The organism is Agrobacterium tumefaciens, assembly GCA_025559845.1.
Classification (GTDB): Bacteria; Pseudomonadota; Alphaproteobacteria; order Rhizobiales; family Rhizobiaceae; genus Agrobacterium.
Map to the genome: position 1 here is coordinate 1,759,171 of CP048470.1, position 17,637 is coordinate 1,776,807.

Annotated in this window: 15 protein-coding genes; 10 read left to right on the forward strand and 5 right to left on the reverse strand. The window is 55.5% G+C overall.

The annotated features are described in order from the left end of the window. Positions 1-13: 13 nt before the first annotated feature. The 5 genes from FY156_24550 to FY156_24570 all read left to right on the forward strand — a co-directional run bounded on the left by FY156_24550 (position 14) and on the right by FY156_24570 (position 6,630). Entirely contained in the window at positions 14-1,600 is a 1,587-nt protein-coding gene (locus FY156_24550) for a bifunctional aspartate transaminase/aspartate 4-decarboxylase (GenBank protein ID UXS04628.1), read from the forward strand. A gap of 128 nt (positions 1,601-1,728) precedes the next feature. Further along, positions 1,729-2,394, forward strand: a complete 666-nt coding sequence (locus FY156_24555; protein ID UXS04629.1) for a CBS domain-containing protein — start codon at positions 1,729-1,731, stop codon at positions 2,392-2,394. 44 nt (positions 2,395-2,438) lie between these two features. Then, positions 2,439-2,945, forward strand: a complete 507-nt coding sequence (locus FY156_24560; GenBank protein UXS04630.1) for a hypothetical protein — start codon at positions 2,439-2,441, stop codon at positions 2,943-2,945. A 57-nt stretch (positions 2,946-3,002) separates the two neighbouring features. Beyond that, entirely contained in the window at positions 3,003-5,363 is a 2,361-nt protein-coding gene (locus FY156_24565) for a phosphoketolase family protein (protein UXS04631.1), read from the forward strand. Between the two features lie 154 nt (positions 5,364-5,517). Next, entirely contained in the window at positions 5,518-6,630 is a 1,113-nt protein-coding gene (locus FY156_24570; GenBank protein ID UXS04632.1) for an acetate/propionate family kinase, read from the forward strand. Between the two features lie 30 nt (positions 6,631-6,660). On the opposite strand, the gene FY156_24575 is transcribed toward FY156_24570, so the two are convergent. After that, positions 6,661-8,538, reverse strand: a complete 1,878-nt coding sequence (locus FY156_24575; protein UXS04633.1) for an ABC transporter ATP-binding protein/permease — start codon at positions 8,536-8,538, stop codon at positions 6,661-6,663. A 114-nt stretch (positions 8,539-8,652) separates the two neighbouring features. Beyond that, positions 8,653-9,546 carry an SDR family oxidoreductase gene (locus FY156_24580; GenBank protein ID UXS04634.1) on the reverse strand — a complete coding sequence of 298 codons (894 nt, stop codon included), beginning with the start codon at positions 9,544-9,546 and terminating at the stop codon, positions 8,653-8,655. Positions 9,547-9,835: 289 nt separating this feature from the next. Between FY156_24580 and FY156_24585 the strand changes: the two genes are divergently transcribed. From FY156_24585 to FY156_24605, 5 genes are all read left to right on the forward strand, one after another. Beyond that, on the forward strand, positions 9,836-10,714 hold the full coding sequence (locus FY156_24585) for an N-formylglutamate amidohydrolase (GenBank protein ID UXS04635.1): 879 nt from the start codon (positions 9,836-9,838) through the stop codon (positions 10,712-10,714). Beyond that, the gene (locus tag FY156_24590) at positions 10,711-12,597 is read left to right on the forward strand and encodes a flavohemoglobin expression-modulating QEGLA motif protein (GenBank protein ID UXS04636.1); all 1,887 of its coding nucleotides are present in this window, start codon (positions 10,711-10,713) and stop codon (positions 12,595-12,597) included. Before FY156_24585 ends, FY156_24590 begins: the two co-directional genes overlap by 4 nt. Continuing rightward, on the forward strand, positions 12,598-13,644 hold the full coding sequence (locus tag FY156_24595) for a glutathione synthase (protein ID UXS04637.1): 1,047 nt from the start codon (positions 12,598-12,600) through the stop codon (positions 13,642-13,644). It begins immediately after the preceding gene. An 83-nt stretch (positions 13,645-13,727) separates the two neighbouring features. Continuing rightward, the gene (locus FY156_24600) at positions 13,728-14,024 is read left to right on the forward strand and encodes a PRC-barrel domain containing protein (GenBank protein ID UXS04638.1); all 297 of its coding nucleotides are present in this window, start codon (positions 13,728-13,730) and stop codon (positions 14,022-14,024) included. A gap of 59 nt (positions 14,025-14,083) precedes the next feature. Further along, positions 14,084-15,310, forward strand: a complete 1,227-nt coding sequence (locus FY156_24605) for an FAD-binding oxidoreductase (protein UXS04639.1) — start codon at positions 14,084-14,086, stop codon at positions 15,308-15,310. A gap of 42 nt (positions 15,311-15,352) precedes the next feature. On the opposite strand, the gene FY156_24610 is transcribed toward FY156_24605, so the two are convergent. The 3 genes from FY156_24610 to FY156_24620 all read right to left on the reverse strand — a co-directional run bounded on the left by FY156_24610 (position 15,353) and on the right by FY156_24620 (position 17,275). After that, positions 15,353-16,432 (reverse strand): DNA topoisomerase IB, encoded by a 1,080-nt coding sequence (locus FY156_24610; GenBank protein UXS04640.1) that lies wholly within the window; start codon positions 16,430-16,432, stop codon positions 15,353-15,355. 97 nt (positions 16,433-16,529) lie between these two features. After that, complete coding sequence (locus FY156_24615; protein UXS04641.1) at positions 16,530-16,736, reverse strand: CsbD family protein; 207 nt, start codon at positions 16,734-16,736, stop codon at positions 16,530-16,532. A 95-nt stretch (positions 16,737-16,831) separates the two neighbouring features. Then, a complete protein-coding gene (locus FY156_24620; protein UXS05235.1) occupies positions 16,832-17,275 on the reverse strand; it encodes an MgtC/SapB family protein in 444 nt (147 codons plus the stop codon). Between the last annotated feature and the right edge of the window lie 362 nt (positions 17,276-17,637).

Genomic DNA, 17,637 nt, shown 5'->3' on the forward strand with positions numbered 1-17,637 from the left:
CGAAGGATACATCATGACTGATTATAGCCAGTACGCGAAGTTGAGCCCGTTTGAGCTAAAGGATGAACTGATCAAGCTGGCGTCCGGTCGAAAAAACGGAACAATGCTGAATGCCGGACGTGGTAACCCGAATTTTATGGCGACGCTGCCCCGTCGCGCCTTCTTTCGGCTTGGCCTGTTTGCCGCTGCAGAGTCGGAACTTTCCTTTTCCTACATGCAGGAGGGCATTGGCGGGTTGCCCCAGATCGAAGGGATCGAGGCGCACTTCGAGCGGTTCACCAGTGATCATCGTGATCAGGAGGGCGTCGCCTTTTTGCGCAGAGCGCTTTCCTATGTACGAGATCAGTTAGGTCTTTCCGCTTCCCAGTTTCTGCATGAAATGGTCGAAGGCATCCTCGGGTGCAACTATCCTGTTCCGCCACGGATGCTCAGGGTCAGCGAAGAGATCGTTCGGCAATATCTTGTCAAGGAGATGATCGGCGGCTTCATGCCTGCCGGTGATGTCGATGTCTTTGCCGTGGAAGGCGGCACAGCCGCCATGACCTATATCTTCAATACGATGAAACAGAATGGTCTGGTGGCACGTGGCGACAAGGTCGCCATCGGTCTGCCTGTCTTCACGCCTTACATCGAGATCCCCCAACTCGATGAGTACGGTTTGACGCAAGTGGCGATCAACGCGGACTCGGCATCCGGTTGGCAGTACCCGGACTCCGAGCTGGAGAAGTTGAAAGATCCTGCGATCAAGGTGTTCTTCTGCATCAATCCAAGCAATCCACCTTCCGTAAAACTGGATGATCGGAGCTTGAAGAAGATCGCCGATATCGTCACCAACGACCGCCCCGATCTCATAATCCTCACGGATGATGTTTACGGCACTTTTGCCGACGAGTTTCAGTCGCTGTTCGCCCGGTGCCCCAACAACACCATCCTTGTCTATTCCTTCTCGAAATACTTTGGAGCAACCGGCTGGCGTCTCGGTACGATTGCGACCCACCGGGATAACGTCCTGGATCGCAAGATTGCAGACCTGCCGGAAAAGGCAAAGGAGGCACTGGATCGTCGTTACAGCTCAATCGTGACAGATGTCAGCACGCTCAAATTTATCGATCGGCTTGTCGCCGACAGCCGCACTGTTGCGCTTAACCACACGGCCGGCTTGTCGACCCCGCAGCAGGTGCAGATGGTGCTGTTTTCCCTGTTCGCTTTGATGGACGAGCACGACATGTACAAGGCGTCGCTCAAGAAGATCATTCGCCGCCGCGAAGCTGCGCTTTATCGTGAGTTGGGCATCGAGCTCGTGAAGGACCCGAACGAGGTCGATTATTATACCCTGCTTGATCTGGAGGAGATTTCGCAAAAACTCTACGGCGCGGAATTTGCCGCCTGGGTTAAAAGCGCCTTCACCGCCAACGAGCTATTGTTCCGCATCGCTGACGAAACGGGTATCGTGCTGTTGCCCGGCCGCGGTTTTGGTGCACAGCACCCCTCAGGCCGTGCCTCTCTCGCCAACCTCAATGAATATGAATACGCCGCCATCGGTCGGGCGTTACGCGGTTTGGCTGACGAATATTATCGGCAGTTTAGCAACGGGAATTGACGATCGACAACGATTTTCCCGTTCAGGTCTGTCACTTTAGTCCAACGAAGCGGGTGTAGAAAATGATGTCGGCTGAGATCGGTCGGCATGTTCATTCCTATACATCGCTCAAGCTGCCAGGAGGTTGCATGGAAGCCAAGGACATCATGTCGACGGATATTGCGACAATTTCGGTCGACGGCAGTATCCGTCACGCGATCGATATCATGGCAACCAAGAAAATATCCGGCTTGCCGGTGGTCACCGGGGAGGGCGAGGTTGTCGGAATGCTAACAGAAGGCGATCTGATGCGGCGAGCCGAATTGGGCGGTGGTCGCGGAACCGACCCTTCTTTACCTGTCGATTTTCAGCTCTATGTTCAAGGAAATAGCTGGCGTGTTCGCGACCTGATGTCCGACAGCCTGATCACTGTAAATGAAGAGACCCCTCTGGCGAGGGTTGCCGAAATCATGGCGACGATGGGCGTAAAACGCCTGCCCGTGATGAACGAACGCCGTATGGTTGGAATTGTCAGCCGCTCCGACGTCCTAAAAGCAATGCTGCATGCACCGTTGGACAAGATTGCCCCTGGTGATGACGCGATCGCGATAGCGGCGGCGGCTCGTCTTTCGGCCGATCTTGGTATTCCCAGGCAGCAGGTTGCAGTTTCGGTGTCATCGGGAATCGTCACCGCAACCGGGACTGTGAAAAGCGACGTCGAGCGACGGGCGATCCGCGTCGTCGTCGAAAGCCTCGGTGGCGTGGAGGGATATCACGACCAGCTCTCTTTGGAAGGTGAAGCAAAATCGGCGTAGCCCGATTTCGGGTCGACGGAAAATAGTGTTGTAAGGAGTGATGGATGAACATGCAGGAGAAGACGATATCCGCTGCTTCCTCCATCAAATGGCATTCTATAACCCCGGCTGCCGCACTATCAAGCGTTGCGTCGACCGATGAGGGGCTGGCAAACGAGGACGTTGTCAAGCGGCGCAATGCCCTTGGTCGCAACGAATTGCGGTCGGCTCCCCCAACATCCGCCATCACACGCTTTCTAAGGCAGCTCAACAACACCCTGATCTACTTCCTGATTGCCGCAGCCATTGCTGCGGTCTTCCTAAGCCATGTTGTCGACGCGATCGTGATAATCGCCGTTGTTGTCGTGAATTCCATCGTCGGATTTTTTGGGCTGGTCATTCTGCAACTGGCGATGACGTATCTGCCCGCTCTGCAAGCTGGCCTTGGCACGGAGGCCCTTTCTTTCAGCAATCTCATTGTGGTGGTGCTGGTCGGCGTCTTCCTGATGACCGTTCTAGAGTTCGAGAAGGCAATCATGCGGAGGCTTGGGCTGCTGCGTCAGGAGATTTGATCGGATTTGTCCACGCCAAGGCATTGGCTGCCGTGTTTAAACTGGAGATGTATCGGAATGCTGGATCATAACGAACTGTCGCTCATCGACCGTTATTGGAGCGCTGCAAATTATCTTTCCGTCGGCCAGATCTATTTGATGGACAACCCGTTGCTGCGCGAACCGCTCAAACCGGAGCACATCAAGCCGCGCCTTCTCGGCCATTGGGGTACAACACCCGGTCTGAATTTCATCTATGTCCATCTCAATCGTATCATTCGTGAGAGAAATTCCGACGTCATCTATGTCTGCGGCCCCGGCCACGGTGGCCCAGGAATGGTTGCCAATACCTATCTCGAGGGCACCTATTCGGAGGTCTATCCTGATATAAGCGAGGATCAGGCGGGTCTCGCCAAGCTCTTCAAGCAGTTTTCCTTTCCGGGCGGAATTCCAAGCCACGTCGCACCAGAAACCCCGGGCTCCATTCACGAAGGTGGTGAACTTGGTTATGCGTTGGTGCACGCTTACGGTGCAGCACTTGATAATCCCGATCTCGTTGTCGCCTGCGTTGTGGGTGATGGCGAGGCCGAAACCGGCCCACTCGCGGCAAGCTGGTTGTCTAGCAAGTTCATCAACCCGGTCCGTGATGGCACCGTTCTGCCAATTCTCCATCTGAATGGATACAAGATTGCCAACCCGACCGTGCTTGGGCGTATGGATGATGGGGACGTGCGGTCGCTTTTCCTCGGTTACGGTTACGAGCCGATTTTCGTCGAAGGGTCTGACCCCGCTCTTATGCATCAGGCGATGGCGGCCGCATTTGACCGTTGCTTCGACATGATTGCCGAGATCAAACAGGCGGCAGCTGCCGGAACCTTGGTCGGCAGCCCGCGTTGGCCGATGATCATTCTGCGCAGCCCAAAAGGATGGACAGGGCCTGCGGAAGTCGACGGTAAAAAGGTTGAAGGTTTCTGGCGGGCACATCAGGTTCCGGTGTCGAATTGCCGGTCTGACGACGCTCACCGTGAAATTCTGCTCGACTGGCTGAAGCGCTATCGCCCTGATGATCTGTTCGACGAAAGCGGAAGGCTGAAGCCGGAACTGCGCGCCATCGCGCCCACTGGGCAGAAGCGTATGAGTGCCAACCCGCATGCAAACGGCGGTATTCTGCGGAAGGAACTCGTGCTTCCCGCCATCGCCGATCATGCTATTGCCGTTGATGTGGGCGAGCGGGGCGCCCTGATGGTGCAGACGACCGAGATTCTCGGCCGTTATCTTCGCGATGTCCTGGCCCTCAACGACAAGGATGCGAACTTCCGGATTTTTGGTCCGGATGAAACGGAATCGAACAGACTGGGTGCCGTATTCGATAACACCGATCGTGTATGGATGGAAAAGATCGAACCCTACGACGTTCATCTGGCTCGTGATGGCCGGGTTATGGAGGTTCTCAGCGAGCATCTATGCCAGGGTTGGCTGGAAGGTTACCTGCTCACCGGGCGTCATGGCTTCTTCTCCTGCTATGAGGCTTTCATCCACATCGTCGATTCCATGTTCAACCAGCATGCCAAATGGTTGAAGGTGACCCGCGAGCTGGAATGGCGAAAACCGATCTCGTCACTCAACTACCTGTTGACCTCCCACGTCTGGCGCCAGGATCACAATGGGTTCAGCCACCAGGACCCCGGGTTTGTCGACCTTGTCGCCAACAAGAAAGCGGATATCGTCCGTATTTATCTGCCCCCGGATGCCAACACGCTCCTTTGGGTGGGGCACCATATTCTCGGAACCTATGACCGGATCAATGTTGTCGTCGCCGGGAAACAGCCTGAACCACAATGGTTGACGATGAACGAGGCTGTCGCGCATTGCGAAGCAGGCATGGGGACGTGGGATTGGGCGGGCACCCATACGGACATGCAGCCAGACGTCGTTATGGCCTGCGCTGGAGACGTTCCAACCATGGAGACAATGGCGGCGGTTATGTTGCTTCGTGAGGCGATCCCTGATTTGCGTGTCCGCGTGGTCAATGTCGTCGATCTCATGTGCCTGCAATCCAAGGAGCATCATCCGCATGGATTTTCTGATGCGGATTTCGATGCATTGTTCACAACGGATCGGCCGGTAATCTTTGCTTATCACGGCTACCCATATCTCATTCACAGGCTCACCTATAAACGGACGAACCACCGCAACATCCATGTCCGTGGCTTCATCGAGGAGGGGACGACAACGACACCGTTCGACATGACTGTGCTGAACCAGCTCGACCGTTTCCATCTCGCTCTCGAGGCAATTGCAAGGGTGCCAGGCCTGAAGGATACGGCTGCCCCGACGGTCGCCGTACTGGAAGCCAAAATCGCCCAGCACCATGCCTATGTCAGGGAGTATGGCGAGGACATGCCGGAGATCGTCAGCTGGAAATGGCAGTCACAATAGACCGAAACATCAGGCGAGAAGAGTTGCGAGGTGCCGTCGTCCGGTCGGCAATCCCTCGTGTGGCTCTTCTCTCACTCGCCCCTGATCGGTTACCGCGGCAAGTGTCGAGTGGCGCATCATTGCCTGGCTGAAAGACGTAAAAAGGGGTTATCGGATGATCGATATTCTGCTCGTTTTGAACACCGGTTCCTCCAGCCTGAAATTCGAGGTTTTCGGCTATGAAAACCTCGACAAACTGGCAAAAGGCAAGGTTGCCGGCATCGGAACAGATGCGAGGCTGATAGCGACAATCGAAACGACGGGCACGCATATCGATCGTTCTCTTGATGCCCATGACCATGTTGCCGCGATGGGCGCTTTGATGGATCTGATCGACCGTTTCGACGATGGTTGGCATATGGTCGCAGCAGTGCACCGTATCGTGCATGGTGGTCCAGACCTTGTCGATCCGGTCATCGTGACACCGCAGGTCAGAAAGCAGCTGGAAGCGCTGGTGCCCTTGGCGCCTCTTCATCAGCCCTACAATTTGGCGGGCATCGATGCGTCCGACCGCCTGGCAGATGCACCAGATATTGCGTGTTTCGACACCGCGTTTCACACCGGCCAGAACGCACTCTTCCGAACATTTGCAGTGGAGGAGGATCTGCGGAGCAAAGGTATTCGCCGGTATGGTTTCCATGGCATTTCCTATGACTGGATCTCCCGGGTGCTGGCGAAGGAGCATCCGGACCTCGCAAGCGGAAAGGTCGTCGTTGGTCATCTCGGTAATGGAGCAAGTCTTTGCGCGCTCTCGAACGGTAGGAGCATCGACACGACGATGGGGATGACGGCTCTCGATGGTTTGCCGATGGGCAGCCGCCCCGGCGCCATTGATGCCGGAGCGGTGACTTATATGCTGCGCGCACTTGGAATGCCGGTCGAGAAGGTCGAGGAGGCACTTTACGAACGCTCCGGTTTGAAGGGATTGTCGGGCGTCAGCAGCGACGTGAAAACGCTGATGGAAAGCGATGATCCGCAAGCGCAGTTCACACTCGACTATCTCGCACTCAAGGTCGCGCAATACACGGCGATGATGGCCGTTTCGATGGGCGGCATCGATGCGCTGGTCTTTACAGGTGGGGTCGGGGAAAATGCCACTTCTGTTCGCGATGCGGTTCTGGCCCGGCTTGCTTTTCTGCAGCCTTTCAAAACGCTCATCATCCCCGCAAACGAGGAAAGAATGATGGCGATTTATGCCAAGGAGCTGTTGGAGAAACGCCAGTCTTAATCGCTAACCCCTGTATCCTCCCCCTAGGTCTCACAGGCGGATTTTAGGTCGCCTGACCAGACGTCTCAGCATGTTGCGCTTTTTGTGGGACCGAAGAAGATCGATATCGCTGACCAGTTTGGCGCCGCCCTCGCGGCGCTCAAGGGTGATCTTTCGGCTGTGAAAAGCCTCGAGTTCGGCTCTGTGGGCGACACTGAGGATGGTGGAATCGGGCAGCTCGTCGATCAGACGCTCCATGATCTTGTCCTGGCTCTTGTCATCGAGTGCCGAGGTTGCTTCGTCGAGTACGACGATATCGGGTCTGTGAAGCAGGAGACGTGCAAACGCCAGCCTCTGTTTCTCTCCGCCTGACAGCGTCTGGTCCCAGGGGGCATCTTCTTCGATCTTCTCCGCCAGGTGGCCAAGTCCGACCTTTTCGAGCGCTGTCTTGACCTCGTCGGGCGACCAGTCGTCCGATGCACCCGGGTAGGTGACGGCGCGCCCCAAAGTACCGAGCGGGATGTAGGGCCGTTGCGGCAACATGAAAAGGCGCTTGTCTGGATGCAGGTCGACACTACCGCCGCCCCACGGCCAGAGGCCTGCGATTGTCCGCACAAGCGTGCTCTTGCCTGATCCGGACTCCCCGGAAACCAGCACGCGCTCGCCTTGTTTAATTTCCACCTCCGTTTCCGTCAGCACAGCAGTGCCATCGTTTAGCGAGACCGAAAGATCGTTCAGGCTGAGGATTGCTTCGCCCTCAATCTTGCCGTGCTTGACGCGGCCGACCGCATCACTTTTCTCAGTCTGCTCAAGGCCGTCGAGTGAAACCATGAGAGATGCGACGCGTCGTGCGCAGGCATTCCAGTCGGCGAGCCGCGGGTAATTGTCGACCAGCCACCCAAATGCGCCCTGGACGATCGCGAAGGCAGATGCGGCCTGCATCACCTGGCCCAGCGACATGCTGCCATCCAGAAATTTCGGTGCACAAAGCAGGACGGGAACGACAGGGGCAAAGAGGCTCGATACCTGTGACACCAGCGTCGTGCGCATATATTGCCGCGCCAAACGAGCCCATTGGTGCAAAGCTGCTGAAAACGTCTTGTTGAGGTCGTTGCGTTCTTCTTCCTCTCCGCCGAGCAAGGCAATGCTCTCGCCGTTTTCACGTACACGCGTTAGCGTGTAGCGAAACTCCGCCTCAGCCTGGTTCTTGAGCTCCGAAATACGGACAAAATTTCGCCCGATGACAACCATCGATGTGGACGTGATCGTTGCGTACAGCAGGGCCGTGATAACAAGGAAACCGGGGACGGTGAAACTCGTTCCTGCAATGGTGAATGTCAGAGATCCGCCAATTGTCCAGAGAACGACGATGAATGTGGAGGCCGACAGAAAGGCGGAGGTAACACCGGCAACAAAGTCGACCGGTGCTTCCGTTGCGATGCGCAAATCCTCAGAGATGCGTGCCTCCGGATTTTTGTGGTCGCCACCGATCAGGTTCAATTGGTAATAGCGACCGTTGGCAAGCCAGCGGGCGATGATGTCCGTCGTCAGCCATTTGCGCCAGCGACGTTGTATGATCATGCGGAAAAACACCTGGATCACCACAAGCGACATGCTGCCGATCACCAATGGAATAAAGATCGCGCTGAGGAAATAAACCGTGCTGGCGTCGCGTTGTTCTATCGCGTCGAAAAGATTGCGGTTCCAGACGTTGATACCGTACTGGAAAACGACATTGGTGCAGAGGAGTGCAACCAAGCCAATTGAGCAGGGCCACGCGAGCTTTGGTCCACGGCGGCTCCAGAAGCCACGGGCACTACGCCAGAAGCGCGACAACAGGTATTTTCTACGCGCCCGCTCAGCTTCTTCGGGCGTCAACTCTCGTTCTGTAACTGCATCGTTCGGCGTCTGTGCGGCCTCGGTGTTCATTCTTTCGGTCAGCCTTTGGTATGAGCCTTGATGTCTGCCTGATCAGATCGTGACCTTTCGATTGTTCTCAACATCGGCCTTGCTCAGCCTCGCCCTGCAAAACGATGAAACTGGTCATGCGATGCCCTTGCCACCTGTTACACCGTAGACTTCGCCGTTGATGAAGCTGGCGTCCTGCGAAGCAAGCAGAACATAAATCGGTGCCAGTTCGACAGGCTGACCAGGACGGCCAAAGTCGCTGTTTTCACCGAAGTGTTGAACCTTCTCATCCGGCTGTCCGCCGCTGGGCTGAAGGACAGTCCAGAACGGACCTGGAGCGACGACGTTGGCACGCACGCCCTTTTCAATGAGCTGCTTCGACAGCGCCTTGGTGTAAGCGACAATGCCAGCTTTGGTCGTTGCATAATCCAACAGGATCGGGGAGGGCTCGTAGGCCTGGATGGAAGCAGTGGTAATCACGGAAGAGCCGGGCTTTAAGTAGGGCGTCGCCGCCTGCGCAATCCAGTGAAGCGCGTAAAGATTGGTCTTCATCGTCTGGTCGAAATCATCGGTCGACAGCGCACTGATATCGTCACGATACTGCTGCCTTGCTGCGTTGATAACGAGGATATCGAGGCCATCCAAATCGCTAACGGCCTTTTCGACCATCTCGCGACACCATGTTTCCTGCTTGATATCGCCTGGAAGAGCCACGCCAATTCGGCCTTCTGCCTCGATGAGTTCGATTACCCTTTCGGCGTCAGTCTCTTCTTCTTCAAGATAGGAGATGGCAACGTCCGCACCCTCGCGTGCAAAAGCAATGGCAACGGCACGGCCAATACCGGAATCGCCGCCGGTAATCAGTGCCTTTCGCCCTGTCAGTTTTCCCGACCCTTTGTAACTTGCTTCACCGTGATCAGGTAACGGCACCATGTTTTGTGCAAGTCCCGGCATCGTTTGAGGCTGGGACTGAAATGGCGGCGAGGGGTAAAGTTTGCGCGGGTCCTGGAGTGTCTGCCGGTCGGTCATCGTTGTTCTCCATAACAATTTGAATGGGAGCCGCGACCGAAACGTAGCTCACGGCGCGCAGGGGTGTTCGGTTTGAGATTCAACGTTCGCCTCGGCGCGTCGTTCCATGAACGGTTGTTTGCCGTGAATTTTAGCAGGGTGAAATCCTGACGGACCATACTGGCTATTTGGGACTGAGGGGCTTCCGCCAGTCCGCCAGACATTGGAAATCTGAATACGCCTCGTAACAAATTTGGCTGTCGCGCGTTTGTACCGTGACAGGGGCAACCTCAGCACGGGAGAGAGATGAATGACGGGCGCCGAATACCGGGAGAAATCTCGAGACGTGATATCTTCCGCCAACGGGAATTCTCTCAAGACGCTGATCTCGCCGCCCGCCACACCCTTCGCTTTATGGAGCACCGAGCGTGGACTGTCGCCAATTGTCGCGACAGCGATCCATGAAGGACACAATATCCGTGATGATATTCTCAGCTTCTACGCGATCGACCACGATGAGCGTCTTCGTGAAGAAGACCCGTACACGGAATATACGATCCGCGACGTGCCAAACCGTATCGTGTTCCATCGGTCCCGTTTCGAAGTGGATATCAATCGCAGCCGCGATGGTGCCGTCTATCTAACGCCGGAGCAGGCATGGGGTCTGAATGTCTGGACGGACGCCCTCTCACAGGATCAGATCGATACGTCCTTGCAAGTGCACGATGCCTATTATGAGATGTTGCTCAACTTTCTCCGTGGCGTCGAACACCAGTTCGGTCACTTTGTCGTACTTGATATCCATAGTTACAATCACCGTAGAGACGGTCCAGGCGCCGCGCCGACACTGCAGTCAAAGGCGCCCGATATAAACATCGGAACCTTTTCCATGGATAGGGCGCGCTGGGCGCCAGTCGTCGATGCTCTCATCGACCACTTCCGATCCTTCGAAATCAACGGCAGGCCTGTTGATGTGCAGGAAAACGTGGCGTTCCAGGGAAAAGGCGAACAGACGCGATTTGTCCACGAACATTTTCCCCTGACCGGCTGTGCGATCGCCGTTGAGTTCAAGAAGTTCTTCATGGACGAATGGACCGGTGAACCGGACACAAGCGTGCTCTCACAGCTTCGCAACATCGTTGCAACGGCTGTTCCCGTGCTCGAGAAATCACTGGCGGGGCCCTCATGAAGCAGGTTTCATTAGAGAAACAGCGCGATGATGAGTGGCTGGAGGATATTGTTTCATGTCTTTCCGCTGGCAAGTCTATTCGTCGGGATCTGCCTGGAGGTGGTCGTCTGCATATTGACCGCCCGCTACCATTCCTTTGCGTGCATATTGCCGAAGACGATGCAGAGCCAGTTGCCCGAGATATCGCCCGTGCCAACGCATCCTATCTGATTGCGCCGCATGCCGCGCCCGCAATGGTGGTTATCGAGGCAATCGCTGTCGTTCTTCGCAAACGTTTCGGCGCCTTCGTTCTCTTCGATATCGGAGAGCTGACGCAGGACAGATTCCTGACCGAGGATGCACCCTTTCTTCCGCCGTTTGAAATTGCCTTGTGGGCAAGTGCTGATATGGCGGACGCTGCGGAAATTTTCACCACTGTCGTCAGCGATAGCGAAGCGAAATTTCGGACGCCACGTGTGAAGAGAGCTGAGACCCCGCCCTTAAGAGAGGACAAGGTGTTGGGGCGTGATTTGCATTGTTCGACGCTGGCTGTCCGGTTTGCCCCAGTCTACCGACAGCCGGGCAGCAATGAAATTTATCCCGAACTGCGTGAACAGCTCGTCTCGCTGCTGTTTGATGCGGGCTTGAGGGCGATCTCACGTTTCATTGAAAGCCAGAAGGTTCTGACGCCCAAAACCCATAGGGCATTGGGGCGCAAGACATTCGTTGACACAGTGACGCGCGTTGATCGCAGCATAGATGAAGTGGCGTCGACGTTTGATTTTCTGTTGGCTGTGACGCCTATCAATGCCGAAGCGGCCTTTAACGCGTTCAAGTCCGATGGGCGGCATCCGAAATTCCTTTATCGCCCATTGGCGTTTCAGGTCGAAGCGACCAAACGGAAGCTCTTTTCAATTTCCTTCGATCACCTTGAAGACCCGGTTCTCTACCAGCTTTACAGAGAGAAACAGCACGAACTCGATATTCAGCTTTCGCTGTTATCTTCTCGCGAGAAGCCGCAATTTATCGAATTTGGGCGTGCGCTTTACGGTCCCGTCGAGCCATCGCTGCTGGAAGAGGCAAAGACAATTCTCGCGCATTCGAGTGATCCTGCGTCGAATAACGACGACGATGGCGGGTCGGAAGACAGGATTGCCGACTGTTTTCATGTCGAGCGGCGCGCCAGAACGATGATCGCCGTATACCATCGTCAATTGACAGAGTTCGAAGTCGCGGTTGAACTGCGAGACGACCTGCCATCCGGCCTGATGGTATCAGGTCACCGCCTGCTGATCGCGCGTTCGACATTGATGGATAAACGCCGTGTCGAGCCTTTGCTGGCACATGAGATCGGTGTCCATCTTCTCACCTACTTCAACGGATCGGTGCAGGGCCTGCGGCTGTTTCGCTCCGGGCTTGCTGGTTATGAAGGCATGCAGGAGGGGCTGGCGGTCTTTGCCGAGTACCTGGCCGGCGGCATGACGACGGCACGTCTCAGACTGATTGCGGGTCGGGTTGTCGGGTGTGCCGCGATGCTTGAAGGCGCAACATTTTCCGAGACATACTCCATTCTGGTTGACGACCATGATTTTACGCCGCGTGCGGCATTCAACCTGGTTCTTCGCCTTTATCGTGGCGGCGGCCTTGCCAAGGACGCGATATATCTCCGGGGGCTGCTTGCGTTGCTCCGGCACCTTCGGTCCGGAGGGGCGCTTGAACCATTCTGGATGGGCAAGATCGCGGCCTCGCATTTTGAGGTGATGCAAGAACTCGCGGATCGAGGGCTGCTGCGGATGCCAGCGGTCCGACCGCTTTACCTGGAAACGGACGAAGGGCGAGGCCGCTTGGCACATGCCAAACAAGGCTTGCGCCCGTTAGAAATGATTCAAAGGCAGGAGACGTGAATGCGGATTGCTTTTTTTGTGAACTCTATCGCGGACGAGACGGAATTTTACACGACCACGGCGCTTGCATTGGCTGCAATAGCGCGCGGCCACGACGTCTGTTATCTGACGCCGGGCGATTTCGTGCTGCGGCCTGACGATAGCCTTATGGTGCGTGCGACCGTTGCCAAGGGCGGAAAATCGAAAAAGGCTGATGCGTTCGTTTCGGCCCTGCAGCATAAGGAGGCCGAGATACAGACGATCCCGGTCGAAGATATCGATGTTCTGTTCCTGCGCAACGATCCATCGCTTGATGCTGACGAGCGGCCTTGGGCTGCGCAAGCCGGCATTATTTTCGGCCGTCTTGCGGCGGAGCGGGGTGTGCTGACGGTGAATGATCCGGATGGTCTGGCTAGCGCCCAGAACAAACTTTATTTTCAGGGCTTTCCGGAGGCCGTTCGTCCGACCACGCTCATCTCGAAAAGCATCGAAGAAATCCGCGCCTTTATCGACAAACAGAAGCAGGGCGCTATTTTGAAGCCACTCCAGGGGTCGGGCGGCAAGAATGTATTCAAGATCAATTCGAGCAAGGAAGCTAATCTCAACCAGATTTTTGAGGCCGTAAGCGGTGAAGGTTACCTGATCGCTCAGGGGTACCTTCCCGATGCGACGGCCGGTGATATCCGCCTTTTCCTGATGAATGGTCGCCCGCTTCAACGGGATGGTGCTTATGCTGCCTTCCGCCGGGTTCCCGCCAAGGGAGAGGTGCGTTCGAATATGCACGTAGCTGGCACAGCGGCCGCCGTGGAGATCACGCCCAAGATACTTGCAGTTGCCGAGATGGTGCGGCCAAAGCTCATTCAGGACGGCATGTTTCTGGTCGGCCTGGACATCGTTGGCGATAAAATTCTTGAGATCAATGTTTTTACTCCCGGTGGCTTGCCGAACATTGCGGAACTGCACGGTGTCGATCTGTCGGTCGATGTGATCACCGCTCTCGAGCAAAAGGTCGAGATGCGGAAAAACTATGGAGGACAGATCTCCAACCGGGCTTTGGCGACACTTTAGGCTGCAGAAACCTCCGGCAAGACGCGGAACTGAACGCGACTGGTGGAGTTACGTTAGTGTAGCCAACACGAGGAGAATTGAAAATGGATCATACCAATCATGTCCGTCTCACCGCACGCGAACTGACACCTTCTGTGTTACAGGGTGCCACCGTTTACGGTGCCGACGATCACAAGGTCGGTAAGGTTGACCACGTTCACGGTGCTGGCACTGCGAGTACCGCAATCATCGACGTGGGCGGTTTTTTAGGTATTGGTGCCAAGCCTGTAGCGGTCCCATTGGCGGATCTCGATTTCATGCGCGATGAGTCAGGAGATGTACACGCTCTGACAACGTGGACCAAGGATCAGCTCAAGCAGATGCCCGAGCATCGGCACTGATGGTTTCAAGAGCCCGACCTCAGGTCGGGCTCTTTTCTTAAGCGTGGTACGGAGGGGACATGTCCAGATCGCAACTGACGAAAGAGCGCGACCTGAGAGAATTTCGTCCCGTCTGGATGGATAGCCCACGCATCTCGGTTCGAACGAGAAACACGGCATCCCTTCAAAAATACGATGTCATCATAGTTGGAGCCGGCATCAGTGGGGCGTTGGTTGCGCACGCTGTTGCGCAATCGGGCAAGTCAGTGCTGATCATCGACAAGGGTGATCCTGTCCGAGGTAGCAGTATCGCTTCGACCGCAATGATACAGCACGAGATAGACGTGCCGCTCCATCAATTACAAAAGATGATCGGAAAAGCCGACGCCAGACGGGTATGGCAAAGATCGGCCCAGGCGGTTTTGCGCCTCGAGGAGATTGTCAAATCGCTGGATATTTCCTGCAGCATGCGCCGCAAGAAAGCGCTTTATCTGGCAGGTAATGATTATGGCTCGCGTGCCCTCAAGATGGAGGCAGAGGCCAGAGCAGAGGCGGGTATCGACGCGAAATATCTTGGCCCCCGAGAGTTGCGCGAATGCTTCGACATCGAGCGGACAGGTGCAATTCTCAGCAATATCTCTGCGTCCGCCAATCCGGGGCAACTCACTGCCGGTTTGCTGCGGCACCTTGCCAGACGCAAGGTAGAAATCGTCTCTGGCGTCGAAGTCACCGATATGAAGGACTTTTCAGACGGGGTTGTTCTGGCCACCGGCAGCGGCAAACTTCTCATCGCCAACCACGCCGTCTTTTGTACGGGTTACGAGTTTCTCAAAGTGCTTGAGAGCAAGCGGCACGAAATCATTTCAACATGGGCACTGGCAAGTGACGTTGGGGTTCGTATCCCCGACTGGCTACACGACCACATCGTATGGGAGGCGTCCGACCCATATCTCTATTTACGAACGGATCAACCCGGTCGGCTGATCGCCGGCGGTGAGGACGAGCATGATCCTCTGGCATTCCAGGATGGCAAACGGCTTCAGGCAAAGACATATTCTATTCGTATCAAACTCGCCGAGCTCCTTAATGTTGATATTGGGCAGCCGGCTTATCGTTGGGCAGCGGCCTTTGGATCGACGACAACGGGCCTTCCGCTGATCGGTAACGTGCCGGGGCACGCAAATGTTTATTCCGTCATGGGATTTGGCGGAAACGGGATCACCTTTAGCCAGATTGCTGCCGACATAGTTGCGGCAGCGATCAATGGGGTTAAGGACCCTGATAGCCACCTCTTCGATATCGCCTGAGAAGGTTTTCTCCCTCTATAGATTTGTCGAACCTCGATAAAACTAGTGGCTTTCCAGCCAGCGCATGACGCGAATTTCGTCGGTCTCCAGCCACCGGTTCAGTCGCTGGCTTCGGCTCGGCCGGATTTTCAGGAGAGATTGGAGATCGCCGTCGGGGAATGCGTCGATGATTTTCGGATGAATATAAGAATTTCGGCATACGGCGCGGGTGTTCACGAGGCGGCTCGCGACGTCATCAATAACGGCGTTGATGATGCGGGCGCATTCCGCATGACTTTGGCCGGGCTCGAGTTGTGCGAGTTGAACGGCCGCCATCTTGGAGGCGCCCCAGGTACGAAACTGTCGGGAACTGAAGTTGCCGCCGCATGCAGACCGGATGTAGTCGTTGACGTCCTGAGACCTGACCTGATGTCGTTGTCCATCTTCGTCGAGGTATTGGAAAAGCTGCTGGCCCGGAAGCTCCTGGAGCGCCCTGATCGCATGTGTAATGCGCCTGTCATGGTGGCTGAGGCGCCATTCCTTGCCCGATTTTCCCTTGAAGTTGAAATGGACTGTCGATCCTTCAATCTTCACATGACGATTTCTCAATGTAGTCAGACCGAACGACCCGTTTTCCTTCGCATATGTCGCGTTACCAACCCGGATGAAAAGCTTGTCGAGCAGCCAGACGACCGTGGCCAGAGCCTTGTCGAGACCGGGCTTGCGCAGTCGCAGATCGGTATCCACCTTCTCGCGAATGTCCGGTAATGACGCTGCAAATTCCACCAGTTGGGAGAACTTGGCATTGCCGCGTTCCTCCGACCAATCTGGATGATATCGATATTGTTTGCGTCCCCTCGCGTCGCGTCCGGTTGCCTGAAGATGGGATCTGGGATCTGACGATATAATCACGTCCACATAAGCAGGTGGGATAGCGAGGCTTGCAACTCTCTCAAGTATGGCCTTGTCCGTTATCCTGTGACCGTCTTCATCATAATAGAGAAAACCGTTCTTACCCTGTTTGCGTGTTATGCCGTTCTCAAGACTGGAAACATACACGAGACTGGCAAAGGCTCCGTCTTCGCTGGCGGCGCGGTCTCCCGGGGATTTGATCTTGTTGATATGGGTGACGATATGATCCATTTGCCGCAGAACTCAGGATCGTGATTTTTGTTCCAGAAGAGCCGGTAAGCCCGCCCGGAACGGCGGGCTTTTGATTGAAGATTTTTAGCCAGCAACCTCAATGAAAATGCTGGTTCCGGTACCAGTGATCAATATCTTTTTTGGCTTGATCCTTTGCGTAACCGTAACGTTCTTGGATTTTGCCTTCGAGCTGCTCGCGTTTGCCGTTGATGACGTCAAGGTCGTCATCGGTGAGCTTTCCCCACTGTTCCTTGACCTTGCCCTTCATCTGCTTCCAGTTTCCTTCAACCCGATTCCAGTCCATGGTGTGCTCCTCCAGATCTTATTGGTATGAGCGTTATTAACGAGGCAGGCGCCACGCGTGTTCCGCGAGGTATCAGAGTTGTGAAGGTGTTTGGGTCATTCGTCAGATCTGAGGTGCTCGTTTTTTTGTGACTTGAAGGTCGTCATAACCCGCAAAGTTGCGAAGGTGGCGATGGAGAGAATGATGGCCGTTTCGTAAGAACCAAGACCAACGGCAACGCCGATCGCGCCGGTGACCCATATGCTGGCTGCTGTAGCGGTGCCACGGGTTCCAAGTTTGCCAACGAGTATTGCCCCGCCTCCAATGAAACCCACGCCATTGATCAAGCCTTCTACGACACGTGCGGTCGCCTCTGCGTTGCCGGCAGTGACGCTTTCAGTCGCCTGTATGAAGCCGCATGAAGCGATTGCAACGAGGGGAAAGGTGCGCAGGCCGGCGCTGCGTTCGTGCTTCTCGCGGTCCCAGCCGATCGGAAGAGCGAGAACATAGGCAATCAGCATCGCGACAAAATGTGAAACGATATCGAACTCAAAACCCATTGACGCAAGCCAGTCGGTCACGTTTTCCTCCAAACGTTCACAATCAGAACCGAACGCTGGCAACCTGTTCAGAAAATCTCAGTCTCCCGTCAGATCGGGCTATCAGGTTTCCATGAGGCGTGGCGTACGGCTTGCGTCTCAACTCGACCTTAATCATTTGGTTCCGATGTTCCCGAAGCGTGTGACAATTCCTCGTCATCAAAGCACTGTTGCCGCCGCACTCTCCCTTTTTGTCAGCGCTGGTGCGGCCGACGCTGCCACCACGGTGAAATTCTGACACGGCTTCAACAAGTTCAGTTGTCAGGCGCTGGGCAAGATCATCGTCAATCTAGAGGCTGCCAATCCCGGCATCGATATTGAAG